Annotated in this window: 25 protein-coding genes and 2 tRNA genes; 14 read left to right on the forward strand and 13 right to left on the reverse strand. The window is 62.4% G+C overall.

What is annotated here, in order from left to right; translation table 11 throughout:
• Positions 1 to 106: 106 nt before the first annotated feature.
• Together EJ079_RS22775 and EJ079_RS22780 are read right to left on the reverse strand one after the other, a co-directional pair.
• Positions 107 to 1,147 (reverse strand): zinc-dependent alcohol dehydrogenase family protein, encoded by a 1,041-nt coding sequence (locus EJ079_RS22775; protein WP_127810243.1) that lies wholly within the window; start codon positions 1,145 to 1,147, stop codon positions 107 to 109.
• Positions 1,148 to 1,245: 98 nt separating this feature from the next.
• Entirely contained in the window at positions 1,246 to 1,707 is a 462-nt protein-coding gene (locus EJ079_RS22780) for a helix-turn-helix domain-containing protein (RefSeq protein WP_127810244.1), read from the reverse strand.
• A gap of 102 nt (positions 1,708 to 1,809) precedes the next feature.
• On the opposite strand from EJ079_RS22780, the gene EJ079_RS22785 reads away from it, so the two are divergent.
• Positions 1,810 to 3,051, forward strand: coding sequence for an MFS transporter (locus EJ079_RS22785; RefSeq protein WP_127810245.1), 1,242 nt, complete (start codon positions 1,810 to 1,812; stop codon positions 3,049 to 3,051).
• Positions 3,052 to 3,053: 2 nt separating this feature from the next.
• Here EJ079_RS22785 and EJ079_RS22790 read toward each other — a convergent pair whose 3' ends face one another.
• The 3 genes from EJ079_RS22790 to EJ079_RS22800 are packed head-to-tail and all read right to left on the reverse strand — an operon-like array spanning position 3,054 to position 4,867.
• The gene (locus EJ079_RS22790; protein ID WP_127810246.1) at positions 3,054 to 3,527 is read right to left on the reverse strand and encodes a DUF4262 domain-containing protein; all 474 of its coding nucleotides are present in this window, start codon (positions 3,525 to 3,527) and stop codon (positions 3,054 to 3,056) included.
• Positions 3,517 to 4,167: a maleylacetoacetate isomerase gene (gene maiA, locus EJ079_RS22795; protein ID WP_127810247.1), complete on the reverse strand. Its 651-nt coding sequence runs from the start codon at positions 4,165 to 4,167 to the stop codon at positions 3,517 to 3,519. The genes EJ079_RS22790 and maiA overlap by 11 nt, the downstream gene beginning before the upstream one ends.
• 4 nt (positions 4,168 to 4,171) lie before the next feature.
• A complete protein-coding gene (locus tag EJ079_RS22800) occupies positions 4,172 to 4,867 on the reverse strand; it encodes a fumarylacetoacetate hydrolase family protein (protein WP_127810248.1) in 696 nt (231 codons plus the stop codon).
• 175 nt (positions 4,868 to 5,042) lie between these two features.
• Between EJ079_RS22800 and EJ079_RS22805 the strand changes: the two genes are divergently transcribed.
• A complete protein-coding gene (locus EJ079_RS22805) occupies positions 5,043 to 5,726 on the forward strand; it encodes a response regulator transcription factor (protein ID WP_027039066.1) in 684 nt (227 codons plus the stop codon).
• 33 nt (positions 5,727 to 5,759) lie between these two features.
• On the opposite strand, the gene EJ079_RS22810 is transcribed toward EJ079_RS22805, so the two are convergent.
• Positions 5,760 to 7,100, reverse strand: a complete 1,341-nt coding sequence (locus tag EJ079_RS22810) for a hybrid sensor histidine kinase/response regulator (RefSeq protein ID WP_127396088.1) — start codon at positions 7,098 to 7,100, stop codon at positions 5,760 to 5,762.
• A 14-nt stretch (positions 7,101 to 7,114) separates the two neighbouring features.
• Positions 7,115 to 8,299 carry an FIST signal transduction protein gene (locus EJ079_RS22815; RefSeq protein ID WP_127329575.1) on the reverse strand — a complete coding sequence of 395 codons (1,185 nt, stop codon included), beginning with the start codon at positions 8,297 to 8,299 and terminating at the stop codon, positions 7,115 to 7,117.
• A gap of 264 nt (positions 8,300 to 8,563) precedes the next feature.
• Here EJ079_RS22815 and EJ079_RS22820 point away from each other — a divergent pair, with 264 nt between their 5' ends.
• The 4 genes from EJ079_RS22820 to EJ079_RS22835 all read left to right on the forward strand — a co-directional run bounded on the left by EJ079_RS22820 (position 8,564) and on the right by EJ079_RS22835 (position 13,706).
• A complete protein-coding gene (locus EJ079_RS22820; RefSeq protein ID WP_127291588.1) occupies positions 8,564 to 9,061 on the forward strand; it encodes a (2Fe-2S)-binding protein in 498 nt (165 codons plus the stop codon).
• Positions 9,062 to 9,183: 122 nt separating this feature from the next.
• On the forward strand, positions 9,184 to 11,532 hold the full coding sequence (locus tag EJ079_RS22825; RefSeq protein ID WP_127810249.1) for a xanthine dehydrogenase family protein molybdopterin-binding subunit: 2,349 nt from the start codon (positions 9,184 to 9,186) through the stop codon (positions 11,530 to 11,532).
• An 85-nt stretch (positions 11,533 to 11,617) separates the two neighbouring features.
• The gene (locus EJ079_RS22830; protein ID WP_127810250.1) at positions 11,618 to 12,415 is read left to right on the forward strand and encodes a xanthine dehydrogenase family protein subunit M; all 798 of its coding nucleotides are present in this window, start codon (positions 11,618 to 11,620) and stop codon (positions 12,413 to 12,415) included.
• A 268-nt stretch (positions 12,416 to 12,683) separates the two neighbouring features.
• Positions 12,684 to 13,706 (forward strand): acyltransferase, encoded by a 1,023-nt coding sequence (locus EJ079_RS22835; protein ID WP_127268337.1) that lies wholly within the window; start codon positions 12,684 to 12,686, stop codon positions 13,704 to 13,706.
• A gap of 42 nt (positions 13,707 to 13,748) precedes the next feature.
• Here the strand turns inward: EJ079_RS22835 and EJ079_RS22840 are convergent, their stop codons facing one another.
• The 3 genes from EJ079_RS22840 to EJ079_RS22850 all read right to left on the reverse strand — a co-directional run bounded on the left by EJ079_RS22840 (position 13,749) and on the right by EJ079_RS22850 (position 15,529).
• Entirely contained in the window at positions 13,749 to 14,246 is a 498-nt protein-coding gene (locus EJ079_RS22840; protein ID WP_127810251.1) for a GNAT family N-acetyltransferase, read from the reverse strand.
• On the reverse strand, positions 14,243 to 15,001 hold the full coding sequence (locus EJ079_RS22845; protein WP_245481722.1) for a copper homeostasis protein CutC: 759 nt from the start codon (positions 14,999 to 15,001) through the stop codon (positions 14,243 to 14,245). Before EJ079_RS22845 ends, EJ079_RS22840 begins: the two co-directional genes overlap by 4 nt.
• 96 nt (positions 15,002 to 15,097) lie before the next feature.
• The gene (locus tag EJ079_RS22850; RefSeq protein ID WP_127322303.1) at positions 15,098 to 15,529 is read right to left on the reverse strand and encodes a cupin domain-containing protein; all 432 of its coding nucleotides are present in this window, start codon (positions 15,527 to 15,529) and stop codon (positions 15,098 to 15,100) included.
• 222 nt (positions 15,530 to 15,751) lie between these two features.
• Here EJ079_RS22850 and EJ079_RS22855 point away from each other — a divergent pair, with 222 nt between their 5' ends.
• The 4 genes from EJ079_RS22855 to EJ079_RS22870 all read left to right on the forward strand — a co-directional run bounded on the left by EJ079_RS22855 (position 15,752) and on the right by EJ079_RS22870 (position 17,564).
• Positions 15,752 to 16,240, forward strand: coding sequence for an Hsp20 family protein (locus tag EJ079_RS22855; protein ID WP_127397528.1), 489 nt, complete (start codon positions 15,752 to 15,754; stop codon positions 16,238 to 16,240).
• 69 nt (positions 16,241 to 16,309) lie between these two features.
• Positions 16,310 to 16,765: a hypothetical protein gene (locus EJ079_RS22860; protein ID WP_127810253.1), complete on the forward strand. Its 456-nt coding sequence runs from the start codon at positions 16,310 to 16,312 to the stop codon at positions 16,763 to 16,765.
• A 44-nt stretch (positions 16,766 to 16,809) separates the two neighbouring features.
• The gene (locus EJ079_RS22865) at positions 16,810 to 17,109 is read left to right on the forward strand and encodes a DUF982 domain-containing protein (RefSeq protein WP_127397526.1); all 300 of its coding nucleotides are present in this window, start codon (positions 16,810 to 16,812) and stop codon (positions 17,107 to 17,109) included.
• A gap of 209 nt (positions 17,110 to 17,318) precedes the next feature.
• A complete protein-coding gene (locus tag EJ079_RS22870) occupies positions 17,319 to 17,564 on the forward strand; it encodes a hypothetical protein (protein WP_127397527.1) in 246 nt (81 codons plus the stop codon).
• Positions 17,565 to 17,945: 381 nt separating this feature from the next.
• Here the strand turns inward: EJ079_RS22870 and EJ079_RS22875 are convergent, their stop codons facing one another.
• Both EJ079_RS22875 and EJ079_RS22880 read right to left on the reverse strand, forming a co-directional pair.
• A complete protein-coding gene (locus tag EJ079_RS22875; RefSeq protein ID WP_127272210.1) occupies positions 17,946 to 18,194 on the reverse strand; it encodes a hypothetical protein in 249 nt (82 codons plus the stop codon).
• Positions 18,195 to 18,631: 437 nt separating this feature from the next.
• Positions 18,632 to 18,706, reverse strand: a tRNA-Asn gene (locus tag EJ079_RS22880).
• 223 nt (positions 18,707 to 18,929) lie between these two features.
• On the opposite strand from EJ079_RS22880, the gene EJ079_RS22885 reads away from it, so the two are divergent.
• On the forward strand, positions 18,930 to 19,187 hold the full coding sequence (locus EJ079_RS22885; RefSeq protein WP_024503836.1) for a hypothetical protein: 258 nt from the start codon (positions 18,930 to 18,932) through the stop codon (positions 19,185 to 19,187).
• Positions 19,188 to 19,211: 24 nt separating this feature from the next.
• Here the strand turns inward: EJ079_RS22885 and EJ079_RS22890 are convergent, their stop codons facing one another.
• Positions 19,212 to 19,415 (reverse strand): hypothetical protein, encoded by a 204-nt coding sequence (locus tag EJ079_RS22890; protein ID WP_127810254.1) that lies wholly within the window; start codon positions 19,413 to 19,415, stop codon positions 19,212 to 19,214.
• A gap of 222 nt (positions 19,416 to 19,637) precedes the next feature.
• Here EJ079_RS22890 and EJ079_RS22895 point away from each other — a divergent pair.
• From EJ079_RS22895 to EJ079_RS22905, 3 genes are all read left to right on the forward strand, one after another.
• Positions 19,638 to 19,711, forward strand: a tRNA-Cys gene (locus EJ079_RS22895).
• A 90-nt stretch (positions 19,712 to 19,801) separates the two neighbouring features.
• Positions 19,802 to 20,470 (forward strand): protein-L-isoaspartate O-methyltransferase, encoded by a 669-nt coding sequence (locus EJ079_RS22900; protein WP_127810255.1) that lies wholly within the window; start codon positions 19,802 to 19,804, stop codon positions 20,468 to 20,470.
• A gap of 181 nt (positions 20,471 to 20,651) precedes the next feature.
• Positions 20,652 to 22,043, forward strand: a complete 1,392-nt coding sequence (locus tag EJ079_RS22905; protein WP_127322716.1) for a TolC family outer membrane protein — start codon at positions 20,652 to 20,654, stop codon at positions 22,041 to 22,043.
• Positions 22,044 to 22,222: the final 179 nt, after the last annotated feature.

Below are 22,222 nucleotides of genomic sequence, written 5' to 3' on the forward strand. Positions count from 1 at the left end.
CGCCCAATGCATGTCGCCCAAAAGTGGCCCCGGTTTTGGGAGAACGACATGCATAAAAACAAGGACCTAAAGCGCGTCGCCTGGATCCGTTCAAACGCGACGCGCTTTAGAACTTCGTCACCACCCCAATACCAATGCCCTCGAAGCCGCCCATCGCCATCAGGGCCGCGGGCGCCTCGTCGAGACTGATTCTCTTGCCGACCAGCAGTTCGGGCTTCAGCTTGCCGTTGCGGATCATGTCCATCATCGCCTGGTAGCGATAGGCCTGCATGCCGTGGCTGCCGAGGATTTCGAGTTCGAAGGCGATCACCTTGTCCATCGGCACCTGCGGCCGGGCATGCTCGCCCAGCATCAGGCCGACCTGCACATGGCGGCCGCGCCGGCGCAGATTGGATATCGAATTGAACGAGGTGGTGGGGTGGCCGAGCGCGTCCATCGACATATGTGCGCCGCAATTGGTGATCTGCTTGACCGCCTTGACCACATTCGGCGTCTTTGACGCGTTGATGGTGGCGACGGCGCCGATCTTTTTGGCGAAATCCAGTTTCTCGTCGGTGAGATCGATGGCGATGACATTGGCGCCCATGGAACTGGCGATCATGATCGCCGACAGGCCGACGCCGCCGCAGCCATGCACCGCGACCCATTCGCCCGGCTTAACCCGGCCCTGGTCGACGATGGCTCGAAACGAGGTGACGAAGCGGCAGCCGAGGCTGGCGGCGGTGGCGAATTCCATCTCGTCGGGCAAGCGCACGAGATTGGTGTCGGCGTGTTCGATGGCGACATATTCGGCAAACGAGCCCCAGCCGGTGAAGCCGGGCTGGGTCTGGTGTTCGCAGACCTGGTGATTGCCCGAATTGCACTCGAAGCAGCGGCCGCAGCCGACGGCGAACGGCACGGTGACGCGCTCGCCGGCCTTCCAGCGGGTGACCTGCTTGCCGGCGGCGACGACGATACCGGCCAGTTCGTGGCCCGGCACATGCGGCAGCGTGATGCCGTCGTCATGACCCATCCAGCCATGCCAGTCGCTGCGGCACAGGCCGGTCGCCTCGACCTTGATGACGACGCCATCGGCGGCCGGCTTCGGATCGGGAACGGTCTGGATCGTCGGCGCTTCGCCGAATTTCTCGAAGACGACGGCTTTCATTGGTCACTCCACCCTCTGTGCTGCAGGAAACGATAGCCGATTCCCTGTCTGGTCGAGCAGAAATCGATTCCGCCAGGCCTGTCGGCAGGCAGCAGCTCTTAACCGGTTTCGCGGTTGCGAAAGTCGGCAAGCCGGGTTTCGCCGGGGGCAAGTTGCCGCCCGTCCTCGGCATGAACTTCCAGGCGCCTGATCGGCCTGCCGGTGAGATTGTCGACCATGAAGGTATAGGGTTCGCCCGGTCCGGCGAAGTAGGTCTCGCCCCATTGCCGCAGGGCAACCAGGACATAGAACAGGCCGCGTCCCTTTTGCGTCAGCACATATTCATGGTGCGCGCTGCCGTCGGGTGCCGGGACCGTTTCGAGGATGCCATGCGCGACGAGATTGCGCAGCCGCGACGACAGGATGTTCTTGGCGACGCCGAGGCTCTTCTGGAATTCGCCGAAGCGCCGCAAGCCGTCGAATGCGTCACGCACGATGAGCAGCGACCACCAGTCGCCAATCGCGTCCAGTGGTCGCGCTATGAGGCAATCCGCTTCGTGGTGGCTCGTTCGTTTCACCATGGCAGTCGTTGGTCCAGCATTCGATTTTCGGTTGCAACATAAAACTGTTCTGCCTATCCAGCAAGAGGTTTCAAGTTGAAACCTTCTGTGGAGAGAGCAGACATGAACATGCAGGTGGCGAACAGCGGCGCAACAAGCCTCGAGCAATCCGATGGGCCGCCTCGGGTGGCGCCGCCGCCTGCGGGATTGTCACGATTGACCGCGCTGATCTTCGCCATCGCCTGCGGCCTGAGCGTTGCCAATGTCTATTTCGCCCATCCGCTGCTCGACGCCATGGCGCATGATTTTGCTATCGCGCCGGCCTCGGTTGGCATCGTGGTGACGGTAACGCAGATCGGCTATGGGCTCGGCCTGTTCTTCATCGTGCCGCTGGGCGACCTGTTCGATCGCCGCAAGCTGATTGCCGGGCAGGCGATTCTGTCTGCCGTGGCGCTGGTGGCGGTCGGGGTCGCGCCCAATGCGGCGATGCTGCTGGCGAGCCTGGCAGTGGTCGGGCTGCTTGCGGTGGTGGTGCAGGTGCTGGTCGCCTTCGCTGCCGACCTCGCCGTAGCGTCGCAGCGGGGGCGGGCGGTCGGCACCGTCACCAGCGGTGTCATCCTGGGCATCCTGCTTGCCCGCTTCGCTTCAGGGGTCGTCGCCGATTTCGCCGGCTGGCGCTGGGTTTATCTTGTCTCGGCCATGTTGACGCTCGTCATGGCGATGGTTCTCTACCTCATCCTGCCGCGCCATGAGGCGGAGCGGCCACGCACATCCTATCCGCGCCTGCTCGCTTCGGTACTGCTGCTGTTCGTACAGGAGCCGCTGCTGCGCGTGCGGGCGGTGTTGGCCATGCTGATCTTCGCCAGCTTCAACGTGCTGTGGGCGCCGCTGGTGCTGCCGTTGAGTGCTGCGCCATTTTCACTTTCGCATACCGAGATTGGGCTTTTCGGTCTTGCGGGCGTCGCCGGCGCGCTCGGTGCGCGCTGGACCGGTGGCCTCGTCGATCGCGGCCGCGGCCAGTTGGTCACCGGACTCGGCCTGCTGCTGATGATGGCGGCCTGGCTGCCGATCGCCTTCATGGGCATGTCTCTGTGGCTGCTCGTCGCCGGCATAGTCATGCTGGATCTGGCGATCCAGGCCGTCCACGTCACCAACCAGAGCTTGATCTTCGCCCGCCGCCCGGATGCGCGCAGCCGCCTGGTTGGCGGCTACATGATCTTCTACTCGGTCGGCAGCGCCCTGGGCTCGATCGCCTCGACCATGGCTTATGGTGCAATGGGCTGGAGCGGCGTCTGTGTGCTTGGGGCCGGCATCGGCCTGTTGGCGTTGCTGTTCTGGGCGCTGACGCTGCGCGTCGGCAGATAGGCCTATGGCGACGGCGCGGTGTCGAGAAGCGGCTGCCAGCCTCGGAACCAGTCGCTCGCCTCGGCCTGCCACGGCCAGATGCCGTCCACAGTGGGATAGATCAGCTGGAGAACACGGAAATCCAGGCCGTCGTAGAACCAGAGGTCCCAGCCGAAATGCTCGCGGTAGTGGTCGATATGAACGGCGCCGAATTGACAGTCGAAACCTTCGATAAAACCGGACGATCGCTGCCCTGGTTGGAAAACCTCGCCGGAGCGGACGCGGCTGCAATACTCGTTGATGATGAACTGGGAGATTTCCGGCTTCAGGCCGATGACGATGAGTTCCGGCGCCTTGAAGTTGTGCTCTATCCCAACCGAATAGGTGAAAGGCGGATCGTCGCCTTCCTCCAGCACATGCAAGATGTGGCAGCCATACGCTTCGATATCGGCCAGCGCCTTGGCTTCATCCGGGTCGGTGGCTTCTCTACTCGGCATCGAGCTGGTTCTGGGGCGCGGCTTTCTGGAAGGCTGGCAGCGCTAGGCAGGCGGCGTTGATGCGCGCGATCGTCGGGTAGGGCGTCAGATCGACGCCGAACCGGGCGTTGCTGGCAATCTGCGCGGCGAGGCAGATGTCGGCCAGGCCCGGCGCGTCGCCATGGCAGAATGCACCCGTTTCGGGCGAGGAAGCCAGGATCTGTTCAAGCGGCTGAAAGCCCTCGTTCACCCAGTGACGGAACCAATTGGTGATGTCCTCGTCGCCGGCGCCGAACAGGGTGCGCAGCGAGGTCAGCACACGCAGATTGTTCACCGGGTGAATGTCGCAGGCGATCATCTGCGCCAGCATTCTCACGCGGGCCCGGCCGGCCGGGTCCTTCGGCAGCAGCGGTGGTTCCGGGCTGGTCTCGTCGAGGAATTCGATGATCGCCAGCGATTGCGTCAGCAGCGTGCCGTCGCCGAGGATCAGCGCCGGCACCAGCCCTTGCGGATTGACCGCGAGATAGGCTGGTTCCAGATGCTCGCCATGGCGCAAATGATGCGGGACGTAGTCGTAGCTCAGCCCCTTCATCTCCAGCGCGATCCGCACCCGATAGGAGGTGGAGGAGCGATAGTAATTGTGCAGGACGAGTTCGCTCATGGCCTCACTTCGGCTGGCCGATGGTCACTTCGATGGTCCCGATGCCGTCGACGCCGCCGGTCATCGTGTCGCCGGGGCCAACCGCGCCGACGCCTGCCGGCGTACCGGTGAAGATCAGGTCGCCGGGCTCGAGTTCCATCGCCTCGCTGCAGATCGACACGATATCCGATATCGGCCAGATCAGTTCGGCGAGGTCGGCATCCTGCCTGATCTTGCCGTTGACGGCGAGCCAGATGCGGCCCTTCTGCGGGTGGCCGGATTCCTGCGCTTGCACCAGCGGGCCGCAAGGGGCGGAGCGGTCGAAGGCCTTCGACCAGTCCCAGGGCCGGGCGGCCTTCTTGGCCTCGTCCTGCAGGTCGCGGCGGGTGAGGTCGATGCCGACACCATAGCCCCAGACATGGTCCAGTGCCTTGTCGCGGGGAATGCGGAAGCCGGCTTTGCCGATCGCGGCCACCAGTTCGATCTCGTGGTGCAGATTGGCCGTCAGCGGCGGATAGGGGATAGCGGTGCCGGAATCGACCACCGCATCGGCCGGCTTGGTGAAGAAGAAGGGCGGATCACGCTCGTCATTGCCGAATTCTCGGGCATGCGCCGCGTAGTTGCGGCCGACGCAGTAGATACGGCGCACCGCGAAACGATCGGACGAGCCGGCAACGGCCACCGATGCGGTTGCGGGCAGGGGAAGGACGAATTCTGTCATCAAGGGTCTCTGCTTGGTTGCCGGAACATTCGACCGATTTGGGGGGCTGGACAAGGCGATTTGGTCGAGAAAGTGCCGGCGGCACTTTCCGCGGGAGATGGCGATATACTATTTGGCAATAATCTGGCCATGGTGGAGAGGTTATTCTAATCGCTCACGAACTGAAATGAACCCCATGACCGCAACCCACGATCGCGCCCGGTTCCTGATCATCGACGACCATCCGCTGTTTCGCGAGGCGCTGCACAGCGCCGTGCAGATGGCCTATCCGGAAGTCGACACGGTGGAGGCACGCTCGATCACTGAAGCGCTCGATCTTCTGGCCGATGCCAAGCCGTTCGACCTCGCGCTTCTCGACCTTTCGATGCCCGACGTGCATGGTTTTGACGGGCTGCTGCAACTCCGGACCCGCTATCCGCGCCTGCCCGTGGTCATCGTCTCAGGCTATGAGGAGCCGAAGATCATTTCCGAGGCGCTGTCCTACGGCGCTGCCGGCTTCATCCCCAAATCGGCACGCAAGAGCGACCTCGCCGCCGCCATACGCTCGGTGATGGAAGGCGCGATCTATGTCCCGGAAACCTATGAAGGCCGCACGCCGGACGCCGAAAGCGTCGACCGCGCCGACATGGTGCAGCGCCTGTCGACGCTGACGCCCCAGCAACTGCGCGTGCTGCAGATGTTGCGCCAAGGCCTGCTCAACAAGCAGATCGCCTACGAGTTGCAGGTGGGCGAGACGACCGTGAAGGCGCATGTCTCGGAGATATTGCGCAAGCTCAATGTCTACAGCCGCACGCAGGCGGTGATCGAGGTGTCGAAGCTGGACAATGCGGAGCTTTTCAGGGATCAGGCGGGGTTTTGAACTTAACCCTCCCATCAATGGGAGGGTATGAAGCTAAGCCAGCAAATGCGCCAGCAGGGCCCTTAGCTGCGCCGGTTTCAGCGGCTTGCGCATCAGTTCGATGCCGCCGGAGCGGGCGGCTTTGGCGACTGCTTCCGAACTGTCGGCGGTGACGATCAGCGCCGGCACGGCGCGGCCGAGATAGTCGCGGACTTCGGCGATGGTCGTGGTGCCGAGATCGCCGCCGTCGAGATGCTGGTCGGCAATGACGATGTCGGGCACCCAGTCGGTGTCGCCAAGCATGTCGAGCGCATCGTCGGTCGAGGTCGCGGCCCGCACCAGGCATTGCCAGCGTTCGAGCAGGAAGGTCATGGCCTGCAGCACTTCGATATCGTTCTCGACCAGCAGCACCTTGGTGCCGAACAGGCCATAGCCGCGCGGCCGTTCCATGTCGGCAACCCTGGCGATGGCATCGGTTGGCGCACCGATGCCGACGGGAACATCGATGTGGAAGATCGTGCCGCGTTCGACCTTCGACGAGAATGTCACGGGATGGCCGAGCGCGCTGGCCATGCGGCGCACGATGGCAAGCCCGAGCCCGAGACCGCCACCGTCCAGTTCGGCATTGGCCGGCGAGGTGCCGCGGTGGAACTCCTCGAACACCGCCTCGCGCTGGTCGTCGGGAATGCCGCAGCCAGTATCGGCGACGTCGATGCGGATGGTGTCGCCGCGATGCCTGGTGCCGACAAGCACGCCGCCCGAGCGTGTATAGCCCAGCGCGTTGGAAAGAATGTTCTGCAGGATGCGGCGCAGCAGCGTGCGGTCGGAGCGGACCACCGCATGGACCGGCCGGAATTTCAGCGACAGGCCTTTCATCTCCGCCACCGGCAGGAAATCCGAGCGGAGCGACGAGAACAGCGCCTCCAAGCTGACATCGCTCATGTCGGGCTGCACCACGCCGGCATCGAGCTTTGATATGTCGAGCAGGGTTCGCAGCAGGTCCTCCATCGTCTCCAGCGAGCGCTCGACCTGCCGCACCAGTTTCTTGCCCTCGTCACTGGTCTGAACTTCGGCGAGCGCCGAAACCGAGAGATGGGCCGCGTTCAGCGGCTGCAGCACGTCGTGGCTGGCAGCGGCGAGGAAACGGGTTTTCGACAGGTTCGCCAATTCGGCGTTTTCCTTGGCGGCGCTGAGGTCGATGTTCGACTGCTCCAGCCGCCGCAAGGTCGAGTGCAGTTCCTCGGTGCGGGTGCGCACCCGGTTTTCCAGCGAGATCGCGGTCTGAAACAGCGAAAAGGCGTTGCCTTGCTGGTCCATCGAGCGCTCGACGCGGCTGACCAGTGCCGCGTTGATCTTCTTCAGCTTTTCAAGATCGTTTATGTCCCTCAGCGGCATCTTGTTGCGCCGTCCTATTCCGCCGCCTGGCGCTCGCCGAAGGCGATGCCGGTAAAAGTCTGATTCAGATGCATCGACCGGTACTGTTCGCCATAGGTGCCGAAGCCGATGACATTGTTGACCCGGTAGAGTTCCGAGATCTCGCGAAACACCTGCCGATTGCGCGCGTCCAGCCGGCGCAGCACGCAGTCGAAGCCGAGGATCATGTCGATACCGCCAAGCCTCTCCTCGACATCGCGCAGGGCGGCGCGCGTCGATTCGACCATGTCCTTGGGTTGAGCGATCGACAGCACGACGCCATCGTCTATGGCGCAGAAGAACGACAGCGAGCCGTCGGCATGCATCTTCTGGATCGACCGGCAATAATATTGGCCGCCCACTTTCACCACCACGGGATGCGAGGCGAAGCTCAGTGGCGTCAGCATCTGCGCGACGATGCCGACGGACGCGGAATATTCCTGCGCCGCATTGGTGGCATTGAACTCGCGCACGATGCGATGATCGGGATCGGAAGCCGTCACCACCAGTTTTTCATCGGTGGGAACGAAATTGTCGGTCTTGAAGACATGGAAGGGAATTTCGGTCGATATCAGCACGATGATGGCGCTGTCGGAGGTGACCTTGCCGTTCGAGATCAGGCGCGTCGTCTCGAATTTCAGATCGTCGCCGGCGGAGCCGCCAAGCAGCGGAATGTCGTCGAGGCCCCAGTGGATGGCTGAACTCACCGCTTCTTCGGCATAAGAGAGCCCGTCGATGAAGCAGAGCGCGAAAGTGCCTTTGGTCCGATCGCAACCAAGGCGCGCGCGCAGCGATCGCCGCAGGGTCTCCACCTCGCCGGTGATCCTGTCCATACCCGACGAGGACAGATTTTCGACCATCACGCTGACGGCGGTGAACGCGGTGGACGGAAGCAGCATGGCCAGCACATGGCCATCCTCGAGACCTTGCGGCGTGATCTCGCCGGCAGTCGAACAGCCGGCGTGGTGGAGCGCCGGTGCGTGGGTCATGAGCGCCTGGGAAAGGGCGCTGGCTTCGACCAGGCTCTGGGAAAAGAACAGCAGGGCAAAGCCTGCGTCGATGGCGGCTGCTTCCAGTGCGATCGCCTTGGCGAACGCCTCCATGTCGGGCTCGTCCGTAGTGAGCGCCGACAAGCCGCATGCATAGCGCGTCTGTGAATTGGCCAGCGATGTTCTCCGCATTTCCTCCGACGCTTTTTTGTGCGCGGCTGTTTTTAAATGCTTCTGGCGCGCGGGCGTCGACCGACATTGTTGCCTTCAATCGGCGGTTTGGCAATGGGGCCACCGGCACCGCATGTTTGGGCGCGGCCATGATCGAAAGTACAATGTTCCGCGTTTGCGACGTGCTGTTTTTTGTCCGATGTGCGGTGTACGAATAATGCACCACCGAAGCGCGAATACCGCGTCGGCAGCGTGGATACCAAGGTTGATACCCAGGGAGGGACCATGTCGGACGTTTCGTTGATGGTGAACGGAAAGCGGGTCAGCGGTGCTGCCGAGGACCGAACACTTCTGGTTCACTTCCTGCGGGAAAATCTCGGCCTTACCGGCACGCATGTCGGTTGCGACACTTCGCAATGCGGTGCCTGCGTCGTCCACGTCGATGGCAAGGCGGTCAAATCCTGTACGATGCTCGCGGTGCAGGCCTCCGGCTCCACCGTGTTGACGATCGAGGGCCTGGCCAATGGCGCCGACCTGCATCCGGTGCAGGCTGCCTTCAAGGAACATCACGGGCTGCAATGCGGCTTCTGCACGCCGGGCATGATCATGACGGCGACCGACATGATCAGCCGCCACCCCGAAGGGCTCGACGAGGCGACGGTGCGTGCCGAGCTCGACGGCAACATCTGCCGCTGCACCGGCTACCACAACATCGTCAAGGCGATCCTCGCCGCATCGATGACGATGAAGGGGTCGAAGGGTAAGGCGAAACAAGCTGCTTAGGCAAGGGAATAAGGGAGTAGGGCAGTAGGGGAGTAGGGCAAAAAGGCCAACGCAACGAGGCCCTTTTCCCTACTCCCTTACTCCCTACTGCCCTACTCCCATAAATTCCGGAGGAATTTCTGATGGGCATTGAAGGTGTAGGCGCTCGGGTCGCGCGCAAGGAAGACAAACGGTTCATCACGGGCGCCGGCCGCTATGTCGACGACATGGTGGTTCCCGGCATGAAGCACGCCGCCTTTGTGCGCAGTCCGCACGCGCATGCGCAGATCAAGAAGATCGATGTGAAGAAGGCCCAAGGCATGCCCGGCGTCATCGGCGTGCTGACCGGCAAGGAACTCAAGGCCGACGGCATCGGCAATCTCATCTGCGGTTGGATGATCCACTCCAAGGACGGCTCGCCGATGAAGATGGGAGCGTGGTCGCCACTCGCCTTCGACCGGGTCCGTTATGTCGGCGACGCCGTCGTCATCGTCGTCGCCGAGACCAAGGGGCAGGCGCGTGATGCCGCCGAGGCGGTCGAGATCACCTACAAGGAGCTGAAGGCCGTCGTCGACGCCTCCAAGGCGATGGACAAGGGTGCGCCGCAGATCCACCCCGAGGCGGACAACAATCTGATCTTCGACTGGGACATCGGCAATGCCAACGACACCGCGGCAGCCTTCGGGAAGGCGGCCCATGTCGTCAAGATGGACATCATCAACAACCGGCTGGTGCCCAACGCCATGGAGCCGCGCGCCGCACTTGGCCATTACGACAAGGCCGAGGATCACTATACTTGCTGGACGACCTCGCAGAACCCGCATGTGGCACGGCTGGTGATGAGCGCCTTCTACAATGTCGCGCCGGAAAACAAGCTGCGCGTGATCGCGCCCGATGTCGGCGGCGGCTTCGGCTCGAAGATCTACATCTATCCCGAAGAGATCGTCTGCCTGTGGGCGTCGAAGAAGACCGGCGTGCCGGTCAAATGGGTGGCCGACCGGACCGAGAGTTTTCTGACCGACGCGCATGGCCGCGACCATCACACCCATGCTGAAATGGCCTTCGACAAGGACCACAGGATCCTCGGCCTGAAGGTGGAAACCCAGGCCAATCTCGGCGCCTATATGTCGCTGTTCTCATCGGCGACGCCGACCTATCTCTATGCGACGCTGCTGTCGGGCCAGTACAACATCCCGGCCATCCACGCCAATGTGAAGGCGATCTACACCAACACCGCGCCCGTCGATGCCTATCGCGGGGCAGGGCGGCCGGAAGCGACCTTCGTCATGGAGCGCATGATGGAGACGGCGGCCCGCCAGTTCGGCGTTTCGCCGGCCGAGCTGCGGCGCAAGAACTTCGTCACAGCGTTTCCGCATCAGACGCCGGTCATCATGTGCTATGACGCCGGCGACTATGCCGCTTCGCTCGATGCGGCAATGCAGGCGTCGGACTATGCCGGCTTCGCCAAGCGCAAGGCCGCCGCCGCCAACAAGGGGTTGCTGCGCGGCATCGGCATGAGCTGCTACATCGAGGCCTGCGGCATCGCGCCGTCTGCGGCTGTCGGCTCGCTCGGCGCCGGTGTCGGCCTTTGGGAATCGGCGGAAGTGCGCGTCAACGCGGTCGGCACGATCGAGGTGCTGACCGGCTCCCACAGCCACGGCCAGGGCCATGAGACGACCTTCGCGCAACTGGTCAATGAGCGCTTCGGCGTGCCGCTCGATTCGGTCTCGATCGTCCATGGCGATACCGACAAGGTGCAGATGGGCATGGGCACCTATGGCTCGCGTTCGGGTGCGGTCGGCATGTCAGCCATCGTTAAGGCGCTCGACAAGGTCGAGGCCAAGGCCAAGAAGATCGCGGCGCACCTGCTTGAGGCCGACGAAGGCGACATCATCATCGAGAACGGCGCGCTGAAGGTGGCCGGCACCGACAAGAACGTGCCGTGGTTCCAGATGGCGCTGGCCGCCTACACTGCCCACAACCTGCCTGATGGCATGGAGCCCGGGCTGAAGGAGACGGCGTTCTACGATCCGTCGAATTTCACCTTCCCGGCGGGCTGCTATATCTGCGAGGTCGAGGTCGACCCGGAAACCGGCGTGACCGAGATCGTCCAGTTCGTCGCCGCCGACGATTTCGGCAACATCATCAATCCGATGATCGTCGAGGGCCAGGTGCATGGCGGGCTGGCGCAAGGCATTGGCCAGGCACTGCTCGAAGGCGCCCATTACGACAACAGCGGACAATTGCTGACCGCGAGCTACATGGACTACACCATGCCGCGCGCCGACGATCTGCCGTCGTTCAAGGTCTCGACCTCGAACACGCCTTGCCCGGGCAATCCGTTGGGGATCAAGGGTTGCGGCGAGGCCGGCGCGATCGGCTCGCCGCCGGCGGTGATCAACGCTATCACCGACGCCATCGGCAGCAACGATCTTGCCATGCCGGCTTCGCCGTCCACCGTGTGGGCCGCGATCCGCGCGACGAAACATTGAACGCGAATGGCGAATAGGGGTAGCGAATAGGGAAGAGAATGTTCGCTACTTCCTGCTCGCTCTTTCACCCAGGGGAGAAAGACAAATGTACGCAGTCAACTATCATCGCGCCGCCTCGGTCGCCGATGCCGCCAAGCTGATCAAGACCGGCGACGCCAAGCTGCTTTCGGGCGGTATGACGCTGATCCCGGCGATGAAGACGCGGCTTGCCGCGCCGTCCGACCTTGTCGACCTGTCGCGGATCACGGAGCTGCAGGGCGTCACGGTGTCGGGCAAGACCGTCACCATCGGCGCTGCCACCACGCATAATGCTGTTGCCAATGACGAGAAGCTGAAGAAGGTCTGTCCGGCGCTTTCCCATCTGGCATCGCTGATCGGTGATCCGGCGGTGCGCCACAAGGGAACGATCGGCGGCTCGATCGCCAACAACGATCCGGCGGCCGATTATCCGGCGGCGCTGCTGGCGCTGGGCGCGACCATCGTCACCAACAAGCGCGAGATCGCTGCCGACAAGTTCTTCAAGGGCCTGTTCGAGACCTCGTTGAAGGATGGCGAGATCGTCACCGCCGTCACCTTCACCGCGCCGGGCAAGGCGGCCTATGAAAAATTCCGCAATCCGGCATCGCGCTACGCCATCGTCGGCGTGTTCGTGGCCAAGGGCAAGGATGGCGTCAGCGTCGCAGTCACCGGTGCCGGCGATGACGGCGTCTTCCGCTCGAAGGAGATTGAGGCAGCATTAGCCGGGAACTTCGCGTCCTCGGCATTGGAAGGGGTGAAAGTGCCGGCGAAGAATTTGATGACCGACATTCATGCCTCGGCCGATTATCGCGCCAATCTGATCGCGGTGATGGCCAAGCGCGCGGTGGCTGCCGCCAACGCCTGATACGATCAGTTGCGGACAGGGAGAAGGGGTCATGCGCCCCTTTTCCGTTTGTGGCGACCTGTAGTTGTCCAAACTTTGATGGAATCGCCCCCGCACCAATCGTTTGCCTGAGCAATTTTGTCTCGCCGAGACTTCACCTGGAACTGCACCGGCGGCAATCTCGCACTTGCACAAATCCATATTGCACTGCAATATGGTTTTGGGCGGGAATGCGAGCCGGGTTCGAAATATCGTGCCCTTTCGCATGCCTATTTGCGAGAGGATCGGCATGACCGACATTTCCGCGACGCATGTCGTTCCGTCCCGATCCGCCGCCGACAGATCAACCAGAACAAGACTGGCCTATCTCGACGGCTGGCGCGGGCTTTCGATCGCACTGGTGCTGATCGGCCATTTCTTTCCGGTTCCGGGAATCAATCTGGGTGTGCTGGGCGTCGAATTCTTCTTCGTGCTCAGCGGCCGGCTGATGGGCGAGATCCTGTTCATCGAACGCTACCCGCTGAAAAAATTCTTCAAACGCCGCTTCTCCCGCATCTATCCGGCTCTTTTGGTCTTCGTAGTCGTCGCGATGATTGCGCTGTCCGGCACATTCATCGCCTTCAAATGGAAGGCGGCGCTGACGGCGCTGACATTCACCTACAACTATGCCGGCATTCTCGTGACGCGGGCAGGGGCGCTCGACCATATCTGGTCGCTCTGCATCGAGGAGCACGCCTACATCATCCTGGCGCTGATCAGCGTCATCGTCTCAAGTCGCTCTCGCGTGGTCGTGCTGCTCCTGGCGCTGGCCTTGCTGGCCATGGCCAATGGCGCGGTTTCGTACTGGGTCTTCGGGATGGACTACGAAACCACCTATTGGCGCACCGACGTGCACATCGCGTCGATCCTGCTGTCGGCTTCGATCTGCCTGCTGAAGGCCGACGGCATGCTGCCGGCGTTTTTGAGAGGCAAGCATGTGGCCCTGGTGGCGACGTTCTGTGCCGTTGTCCTGTTCCTGGATCAGGTGCCGACGCCGATCCACTATCTCTTCGCGGTGCCGCTGCTGGCTCTGGCCGTCAACGCACTCGATTTCAGCCCACGGTATATTTCCGGATTGCTGTCCTCCTGGCCGATGGCGACGCTGGGTCTGTGGTCGTACTCGCTCTATCTGTGGCAGCAGCCGTTCTACAAATTCGTCTATGAGCAAGGCGTCATGCCGATGCCGATGCTGGCCGCAGTCTTCGCTTGTGCGGCCTGCAGCTACTACCTCATCGAGCGCCCGGCGCGCGAATGGCTCAACCGCAACTGGTGAGCAACAGGGCGTTCAGGCCGTCTTGCGGCGCGCCCGCCCTCTCTATGCCTGCAGCGATCTGACGTAATAGCGCACTGCTTTCTTACCGCCATGGATCACTGCGTCGCCGGCCTCAGTGAAGCCAAGGGCGGCGTGAAAGGCATCCGAGGCAGGGTTCGGCGGGTCGGTGTTGACTTCGCAGGTGACCAGATTGTAGCCGGCGCGCTCAACATGGCCGAACAGATCCTGATAGAGCCGGCGGGCATGGCCGCGGCCGCGCGCGTGCGCCGCCACGACAACGCGGTCGACATAGACGAAGCGCTCGTAGCGTTCGCGAAACCAGAGGAAATTCGGGCTGTCGTAGCGGGCGTCCTGGTCGAAGGTCATGATGAAGGCTTCGAGATCGCCGATGCGCCTGGTGTAAAACGCTTCGCCAAGCAGGAAGGACAGCCGCTCAGCCTCCAGCCACGACAGTTCTGCGGCATGCTCGTTGTTGAGCGCCAGGATCGCCGCTTCGTCTGCGGCCGATACACGGGCTATCGGGGCAGGGGTCGAGGTCATGCCTTGGCTGCCGCGATCGTTGCCGCCACCAGCGGTGTGTCGGTGAGCGTGTTGCGGTATTCGCGATCGAGATCGGAACCACCCATGCCGACATGGGGATTGCGGTAGTCCATGGCACTCGGCACATCCTTGAGGGCGGCAAAATGCATTTCGGACAGGCCGGTTTTGCTGCGCACTTCGGCAATGTTGTGCAAATCCAGTCCGCCGCAGCCGAGGATGACGATGCGCTCGCCGGCCTGCCGCACCAGATCCGCCAACAGCGGCAAGCCTTCGATAGCAGTGTCACGCTGGCCGCTGGTCAGCACGCGGCCGACCTTGCTGCGGATCAGCGATTCGAGCGCCTCGGCCGGGTCGCGCGTCATGTCGAAGGCGCGATGACAGGTGACGTTCAAGGGGCCGGCCGCCTGCGTCAGTTCGCTCATGCGCGCCTCGTCCATGGTGCCATCGGCGTTCAGGCAGCCAAACACCACGCCGGGCACGCCGAGTTCGCGCAATGCCGAGACATCGGCCAGCATCGAGGCGTATTCGGTCTCACTGTAGAGAAAATCGCCGCCGCGCGGCCGCACCATGACGTGAAACGGCACACTTGCCTGCTCGAGGGCGGCGCGGACCGTGCCGAGGCTCGGCGTGATACCGCCTTCGATGAGGCTGGCGCATAGTTCGATCCGGTCGGCGCCGGCGGCTTGCGCCGCGAGAAGGCCGTCAATGCCTTCGACACAGATTTCGATCAGCGGCAGGCGGAGAGCTTTGGTCAAGGGCAGATCCAGTCCATGATTTTCGCCAGCCCTAGCACCGGGCCGGTCGCAGCGAAAGCGGGAACAGCCTTCCGCCTTCGCCCACAGACTTGGCGGCTATTGGCGCAATTCCGTATTCTTGGCGCCTTGCTCGACCTGATCGATCACCAGAAGCTTCACCTCGACATCCCCGATATTGGTGGCCTGATGCCACTGGCCGATCATTTCGATGATGAAATCGCCAGCCTTGTAGGTGTTGCTGATGCCGGTCTCGACATTGGTGACCTTCAGCGTGCCGGCTTGGACATACGCATAGCGCGGGAAGGGGTGCCTGTGGACCGGCAAGGTCGCGCCCGACGCGATGTCGTAGGTCGAGACCAGCACCTGCACGTTCTTCTGCGGCAACGTGATCGGTTGGCCGGACGCGGTCGTCGTGCGCGACGCAAGAGGGGTCACGACCACAGGCGTGCCGCTGCTGTCCAGCGCGTGGGCCGGGTTCGCGGAAAAGGCCACCGCGAGCAGTAGTCCGGACATCAAAATCTTTCGCATGATTCGCTCCACCCCTGGCGTCAACATCGCGCAGCGGCCAGCAGCACGCAAGGCAGCGCCTTGGGCACCTGCCTGCCGGCCAGAAAATTTTTTACGCCCCTCTTGACGGAAAAAACCACGATTACCAGATCGTTTTCCGTCGAGGCTTCGGCTCGACATACTGGCGTCGCAGCGGCGCTGCGACAGCCTCGTAACCCATGTTGCTTCACGGAGGATATGGCTATGAGAAGCTTTGATTATACCCCTCTTTACCGCACAACGGTCGGCTTCGACCGTCTCTTCGATATGCTCGAAAAAAGCGTGCGCTCTGACTGGCCTCCCTACAATATCGAGAAGATTGGCGAGCACGACTATCGCATTACGATGGCTATCGCCGGCTTCGCTCTCGATGAGGTGGAACTCATGCAGAACGGCCCCGAATTGTCTGTCATCGGCCAAAGGAAACCCGACCAGGAAAATCGGGAGGTCCTTCATCGCGGCTTGGCGACGGGCAACTTCAAGCAGGTGTTCAAGCTTGCCGACCACGTAAAGGTCAAGGCGGCCAACCTCGAGAATGGCTTGCTGTCGGTGGACCTGATCCGCGAAGTGCCCGAGGAACTCAAGCCTCGGCGCATTGAGATAGGGTCCGAAGCCAAAGCGGTTTCGCTCAAGCGACCCGACAGGACGCAGGCGATCGATTCGGATGCGGAGCCCCAACGCGAGGTCGCCTGATTCCCTGGAACCTAGATCTACGGTCCGCCTCCCGGTTCGGCCGGGAGGCACAGATCGCGGAGAATGGAGATGAGAACCGAAACCTACAGTTTTCACCAACCCGAACCGAAAAATTCTGCCGCGGAACCCGCTGGGTTGCGGACGCCGGATGATGTTCTGAACGAGGAGACGATGACGATCGGTGCAAAGCGGGCTTTGCTCGCTTTCTGGGCTTCCGACATTCATGCGGTTCCTGACAATCCCGCGTTGCGGCAATTGGACAACGGCGCCATCGTGGAAGTCAGCGACATACTTCGCGCGCTCCACCTCCTGGACGAATCCGGGCGGGAAACGCGTGTTTCAAAGGTGTCGGCAAGCGTCAGCCTGTCTTTCGACCGGCGCCGCAGGAAGAGCCGTCTCGGTTGGATGCGGCACCCCTGGCGAGATGACGACGATGATCCGCCGCCAATCCCGGCCTTTGCAACGGTGCCGCCCGGGCGTGGAGGTGGCGGCATGTTGGCCGAGCCGGAGCATGCAATCGCATGATTTCCCGAACCAGCAACAACCCACCGTGCCGAATGGAGGATTACATGAGTGACAGGACGTTCGACCAACCGGTCCTGGTCAAGAATGGTGGGTTCATTCAAGAAATAGGCTGCCTCGACGACGCGTTCGACTTCTTTGACGAGTGGCCAAGGGAACGGCGGGGTCCGATTTTCGAAACGGCCTTTCGAGCCTGCCAGCGTGCTCACGACGGCCAGGTTCCGCTGACGGTGGCGCGCGATGCCGTCGCCGGCTTCGCAAGATCCGTCAAGATCCTGCAGGAACCGCTTGCTCAATTTCCTTGGATGGACGGCACAAGGTCAGGTCGCGGTGGGGTCACCGCTTAGCCTTGATAGGGGCGGCGCTGCCAGGATGGCCCGCTGCATGGTCGTCGTTCACATCCGCTACAAGGTGAACTGCCGTACCAGCTCACCTTGTAGTGGGGCGGCTCGATCGTTTGTTCGAACTCCCTGGTGCGGTTTTTGGCGACTGGCTAGGTCAGCCTCGCAACAGTCAACGCTAATATAATGTTCGAAGCGTCGCCACAGGAGGTTCAATGGTTTCCGCTATCGCAAGTCAACATCCGCATGTCCCGGAAAAACAAACGGCAGTGGGGAAGCCGCAAGCCGGCGAAGGATTTTCGCCGGGCCGCAGCGCGGACGCCGTAGGACATCTGGCCAAAATCATGGTTGCCGCAGGCGGCGATATGGATGCTGGCGCGCAAGGCCGCGCGGCATCCAAGATCGCCAGGATGGACATCACGGTTCTGACCGCACCACCCGTAGAAACACCAACAGAGTAAGATATGCTCGTTCGGGCGCCTCCGCGCCGTCATCAGCGGCGTGGGCCGCTCTCGCAGATTACGCCACGGCTCTCAGCGGAGGCTCCGCCATCGTCCCAAGGCCGTCGCATTCCGCGCAGGCGCCCGTCTTTCCGGGGCAGCCGCCCCGATGGGTTCCATGCGGGCAGCAGTGCCCGTTTGACGCATACCACTTGGAGCAGTCGAAAACCCTGCCGCTGCCATGACAGCGCGGGCATTCCATATTCGATGAAATCATACCAATTCTTGCCCAACCCAAACGCACTCGCCCTGCGCCGCAAGTAACAGGAATCATTGCGCTTTCAAGCACATCGCCCTGACTTAAATTGGGGGGATCGACGGATGGCCGGCATCGATGGCGAGCTATTGTTGCGCCGTAATCAGGTTCCCCGTGAAGACCTTGCTCGCCACAAGCCGCGTTGGGCATTGGCCGGCAACAATAGGCTGCGCCGGCTTGTCCCGTTCGTTCTCGGCGGTCACAGCAACTGCGTCATCGGGCTGCGCGTTGGCGGCCTGTGTGGCCGTGGACGCGAAGAGCACCGTCTGGGTGATGAGAGCGGAAACTGCGGCAACCTGGACCAGCACGGCGGCGAGGGCGATCTTCTTCAGCATGCGAGAAAACGCTCTTCGATGTTCCCGGTTCCCCACGCATTCAGGTTTTCTGCTCGCTACGGAACAAGAGACCGGCAGGGCGGTTAACTCGATTATGCCAAGCAAGATCAAAGAGCCACCATCGAAGCCCGCACCGGAGAAGGTACCTGTCCAACGCCGGGACAAAGAAGGCCCGCCAGAGCTTGAGCATGTCGCCCCGCCACCGCGAGATGTGGGAGAGGCACCCAACCCGAACGGCGACAAGAGATGAGATCGCCGAGATCGCAGCAAGGCCTTATGCCTGCTCGCGCGAACCTTCCCGATGCCGCGGCGTCATCGAGAGCGCTGGACAGCGGCGCCAGGTCAAGTTGAGAATCAACCTGCTGATCGCGATTTTGCAGACATGCCATAGATCAGCCCCTATGGGCGACGTGACCGTCTCAAGGCCTTGAAAAATTTGGCTCCCCGGGCCGGATTCGAACCAGCGACCAACCGGTTAACAGCCGGTTGCTCTACCACTGAGCTACCGGGGAACGGATGCTCTTATGTGAGTGGCGCAGCCTATAGCTGCCCTTTTCGGCTTTGCAAAGAAGCTTTTCACATTTTTCCGAGGCTTTTTCGCGCAGGCCTTTCTCGCAATCGTCGACGGTTGCCCTCATATTAGCCGTCTTGGCAGTGATATGGAACCGAAAGCGCGGCGGCGGCTTTGGTTCCAGCATGCTTGCGAACAATCAAACGGGTCAATTTTTCGAGACGATGACAGCACAAGACAACCAGATGCCGGCGCGGAAAATCTCCGTTTTCGGGCGCGAGTTCAAAATGCCGCGCTCGCGCGGGCTCAGAATCACGATCGGCATCCTGCTGACCATCGGCGGCATCCTCGGTTTCCTGCCGATCCTCGGCTTCTGGATGGTTCCGCTCGGATTGCTGGTGCTGTCTTATGAGTTCGCCATGGTTCGCCGTCACCGGCGTCGCTTTGTCGTCTGGTGGGAACGGCGTCGCCGGCCCGATTGACCGCCGATGGCGCAGGGTGGGTGTTCAACGGGCGGCGTGTTCTTCCAGTGCCTCATGGATCTGCTTGAGAATCGCCGCGGCCGAGGCAAGCCTTGCCCTGTCGTGCGGCGACAGGCTGTCCGCACCTTCGATGGACAGACGGTCGATTGCGTAATGCAGAAGCTCTCCGCATTGTAGCAGGGACAGGCCGGACGAGGCACTCGTATTTGCTGCCATTATCCGGCGCATGGCTCTTCCTCCTGCCATGTCCAACGCACGGGCCGCCGATGAGTTTCTCCTCCGGGCAGGGCTATGCTTAACTGTCCGCTAATGGAGCGGTCAGGCCCGGTCCGACGATTTGCCGGATGCCGTCCGGACTGACGCTAGGAAACCGTTCGGAATGCACGGTGGCCGCTTGACGGCATTTTCGCCGCAACCTATTGGAACCGGGTGGAACGCCGGGAGCAATGAGGCCTCGTGGCGGAGTGGTTACGCAGAGGACTGCAAATCCTTGCACCCCGGTTCGATTCCGGGCGAGGCCTCCAATGCCCGGGCCCCCGCGCGGCAGCGCAGGGGCCTGAAGTTCCTGACACAATGGACCGCGGTTCTGGCGCGGCAAGCGGATTGGTTGGGACATGAGCGCTGATTTCTCCGAACTACGCGTCAAGATGGTCGACGGCCAGGTCCGCACCACCGATGTGACCAGCGCGCCGCTGCTTGATGCAATGCTTGTCGTCCCAAGAGAGGTGTTTGTCGGCGCCGCCCAGCGCGATCTCGCCTATATCGACGAGGACATCCGCATTGCCGCCGGCGCGGACGGCGCACGCTACCTGATGGAAGCATCCCCGTTGGCCAAGCTTATCCAACTGGCCGAGATCAATCCGACCGATTCGGCGCTCGATGTCGGTTGCGGAACCGGCTACGCCTCGGCCATCCTGTCGCGGCTGGCCAGGTCCGTGGTGGCGCTTGAGAGTGATTCGGCGCTGGCGGAAACCGCCAGATCGACGCTTTCGTCGCTGGGCTGCGGCAATGTGACCGTCGTCCAGGGTGCGCTGCCGCAAGGGCATGCCGCCCAGGCGCCTTATGACGTCATCCTTGTCGGCGGCAGCGTCGCGGAAGTCCCTGTGACGCTGCTGGACCAGCTCGCCGAGGGCGGCCGCCTTGTCGCCGTCGAAGGGCAGGGCAATTCCGGCGTGGCTCGTCTCTTTTTCAAGGCCGGGGGGGTTGTAACCGGAAGACGGGCATTTAATGCGGCAATTAAGCCACTACCGGGGTTTGAACGCATTCGTGCTTTCGAATTCTGAATGATTTGGCCTTGCAGCAGAGGCTTTGTCATGGTCGCTTGCATTTGAACGATCGCTGCTGATGCCAAACTGGGGGCACTTTGGGGTGAGCAGCAGGGAACATCGAACACGCGGCGCCGGCTGATCTATGAGAGAAGCAGGCGCGGCGCGGTTCCCATGGAAAACGAATGAGGGTTTAACCGTGCCGTCTTTACGCAAGTCACTTTTCACCGCCGTCCTCGTTTCGGCGACCATGCTGTCCCCACTGGCCGCTTCAGCCGAAACCATCTCCGGCGCGCTTGCAAAGGCCTACCAGTACAATTCTTCGCTGAATGCATCCCGCGCCGGCGTTCGCGTCACCGACGAGGGCGTCGCCATCGCCAAGTCGGGCTACCGTCCGGTTGTCACCGGCTCGGCGAATATCGATTATTCGAGCAGCCATCTCAACGGCACCAATTCAAGCGTGCGGCTGACCACCGGCAATTTTGGCGTCCAGATCGACCAGACGTTGTTCGACGGCTTTCAGACCAGGAACAATGTCGCTGCCGCCGAAGCGCAGGTTCGGGCTTCGGTCGAAAGCCTGCGCAACACCGAAGAGGGTATCCTGTTCAGCGCGGCCCAGGCCTATATGAACGTGATTCGCGACCGGCAGGTCGCCGTGCTGACCGAGCAGAACCTGCAGTTCCTGACCGAAACGGCGCGCGCGGCGCGTTCGCGTTTCGAGGTTGGTGAAGGCACGCGCACCGATGTCGCGCAGGCCGACGCTTCACGCGCCGCCGCGGTGGCATCGCTGAGTGCTGCCCGGGCGCAGGCGCTGGCAAGTGCGGCGCTCTATCGCCAGATCGTCGGCGACGAGCCGGGCAAGCTCAAGGGCGCTTCGCCGGTGGCAAAGCTGTTGCCGTCGAGCCTCGCCGCCGCCGTCGGGGTGGCCTCGAACGAGCATCCGGCCATCCTTGCCACGCAGCATCTGGTCGACGCCGCCGCGTTTTCGGTGAAGTCGGCCGAAGGCGCGCTGTTGCCGCAGCTCTCGGCTTCCGCCGGCGTTTCGAGCGCCTATCGCAATACCTCGCCTTTGCCAGGCGTCGGTTCGCAGGATGGCACGACCAATTCGGCTAGTGTCGGGGCAACGCTGACGATCCCGATCTATTCGGGTGGCCGCACCTCGGCGATCGTGCGCCAGAACAAGGAATCACTCAGCCAGGCCCGCATCCAGGTCGACGTCAGCCGCGACCAGGTGCGCCAGGCCGTCACCGCCGCCTGGACCGAGTATACCGCCGCGCAGCAGCAGCTGACGGCCAACAGGCAAGTGATTGAGGCCGCGAAGCTGGCACTGAACGGTGTCATCGAAGAACGCAATGTCGGCCAGCGCACCACGCTCGACGTCCTCAACGCACAGGCGACGGTCATCACCGCCCAGATCAACCAGGCCGGTTACGAACATGATGTGGTGGTGGCGAGCTACGCCATCCTGCAGGCGACCGGCCGTCTGTCCGTCGACCGCCTTGGCTTGCAGGTAGCGAAGTACAAGCCTGAAGAGCATTACAACGCGGTCAAGGACAAGTGGTACGGCCTGCGCACGCCGGACGGCCGCTGAGGCGTTCGGCCAGGACTGGCGGTGTTCCCCGTTTGAGCAGGATCTTTCGCACTCGGGTTCAGATTGCGCTAATCTGTTGAAATCCCACAAGTCCCCAGATTGGGGATTCTCGTGCGGCGATCCGTCGGTTACGCTGTCGCCATGATTCGATCCGGCTCTGCCGGAGCGGAAACCCACAG

It is taken from the genome of Mesorhizobium sp. M7A.F.Ce.TU.012.03.2.1 (assembly GCF_004006095.1).
Classification (GTDB): domain Bacteria; phylum Pseudomonadota; class Alphaproteobacteria; order Rhizobiales; family Rhizobiaceae; genus Mesorhizobium.

What these genes read in the sequence shown, in the direction of transcription:
- EJ079_RS22855 (WP_127397528.1), top strand. Translation starts at nt 15,752, where the DNA reads ATGAGAAGCTTTGATTATACCCCTCTTTACCGCACAACGGTCGGCTTC.
- EJ079_RS22875 (WP_127272210.1), bottom strand. Translation starts at nt 18,194, where the DNA reads ATGCTGAAGAAGATCGCCCTCGCCGCCGTGCTGGTCCAGGTTGCCGCA.
- EJ079_RS22780 (WP_127810244.1), bottom strand. Translation starts at nt 1,707, where the DNA reads ATGGTGAAACGAACGAGCCACCACGAAGCGGATTGCCTCATAGCGCGA.
- EJ079_RS22900 (WP_127810255.1), top strand. Translation starts at nt 19,802, where the DNA reads ATGAGCGCTGATTTCTCCGAACTACGCGTCAAGATGGTCGACGGCCAG.
- EJ079_RS22870 (WP_127397527.1), top strand. Translation starts at nt 17,319, where the DNA reads ATGGTTTCCGCTATCGCAAGTCAACATCCGCATGTCCCGGAAAAACAA.
- EJ079_RS22850 (WP_127322303.1), bottom strand. Translation starts at nt 15,529, where the DNA reads ATGCGAAAGATTTTGATGTCCGGACTACTGCTCGCGGTGGCCTTTTCC.
- EJ079_RS22840 (WP_127810251.1), bottom strand. Translation starts at nt 14,246, where the DNA reads ATGACCTCGACCCCTGCCCCGATAGCCCGTGTATCGGCCGCAGACGAA.
- EJ079_RS22885 (WP_024503836.1), top strand. Translation starts at nt 18,930, where the DNA reads ATGACAGCACAAGACAACCAGATGCCGGCGCGGAAAATCTCCGTTTTC.
- EJ079_RS22890 (WP_127810254.1), bottom strand. Translation starts at nt 19,415, where the DNA reads ATGCGCCGGATAATGGCAGCAAATACGAGTGCCTCGTCCGGCCTGTCC.
- EJ079_RS22815 (WP_127329575.1), bottom strand. Translation starts at nt 8,299, where the DNA reads ATGCGGAGAACATCGCTGGCCAATTCACAGACGCGCTATGCATGCGGC.
- EJ079_RS22835 (WP_127268337.1), top strand. Translation starts at nt 12,684, where the DNA reads ATGACCGACATTTCCGCGACGCATGTCGTTCCGTCCCGATCCGCCGCC.
- EJ079_RS22800 (WP_127810248.1), bottom strand. Translation starts at nt 4,867, where the DNA reads ATGACAGAATTCGTCCTTCCCCTGCCCGCAACCGCATCGGTGGCCGTT.
- EJ079_RS22830 (WP_127810250.1), top strand. Translation starts at nt 11,618, where the DNA reads ATGTACGCAGTCAACTATCATCGCGCCGCCTCGGTCGCCGATGCCGCC.
- EJ079_RS22810 (WP_127396088.1), bottom strand. Translation starts at nt 7,100, where the DNA reads ATGCCGCTGAGGGACATAAACGATCTTGAAAAGCTGAAGAAGATCAAC.
- maiA (WP_127810247.1), bottom strand. Translation starts at nt 4,167, where the DNA reads ATGAGCGAACTCGTCCTGCACAATTACTATCGCTCCTCCACCTCCTAT.
- EJ079_RS22825 (WP_127810249.1), top strand. Translation starts at nt 9,184, where the DNA reads ATGGGCATTGAAGGTGTAGGCGCTCGGGTCGCGCGCAAGGAAGACAAA.
- EJ079_RS22775 (WP_127810243.1), bottom strand. Translation starts at nt 1,147, where the DNA reads ATGAAAGCCGTCGTCTTCGAGAAATTCGGCGAAGCGCCGACGATCCAG.
- EJ079_RS22805 (WP_027039066.1), top strand. Translation starts at nt 5,043, where the DNA reads ATGACCGCAACCCACGATCGCGCCCGGTTCCTGATCATCGACGACCAT.
- EJ079_RS22790 (WP_127810246.1), bottom strand. Translation starts at nt 3,527, where the DNA reads ATGCCGAGTAGAGAAGCCACCGACCCGGATGAAGCCAAGGCGCTGGCC.
- EJ079_RS22785 (WP_127810245.1), top strand. Translation starts at nt 1,810, where the DNA reads ATGAACATGCAGGTGGCGAACAGCGGCGCAACAAGCCTCGAGCAATCC.
- EJ079_RS22865 (WP_127397526.1), top strand. Translation starts at nt 16,810, where the DNA reads ATGAGTGACAGGACGTTCGACCAACCGGTCCTGGTCAAGAATGGTGGG.
- EJ079_RS22860 (WP_127810253.1), top strand. Translation starts at nt 16,310, where the DNA reads ATGAGAACCGAAACCTACAGTTTTCACCAACCCGAACCGAAAAATTCT.
- EJ079_RS22820 (WP_127291588.1), top strand. Translation starts at nt 8,564, where the DNA reads ATGTCGGACGTTTCGTTGATGGTGAACGGAAAGCGGGTCAGCGGTGCT.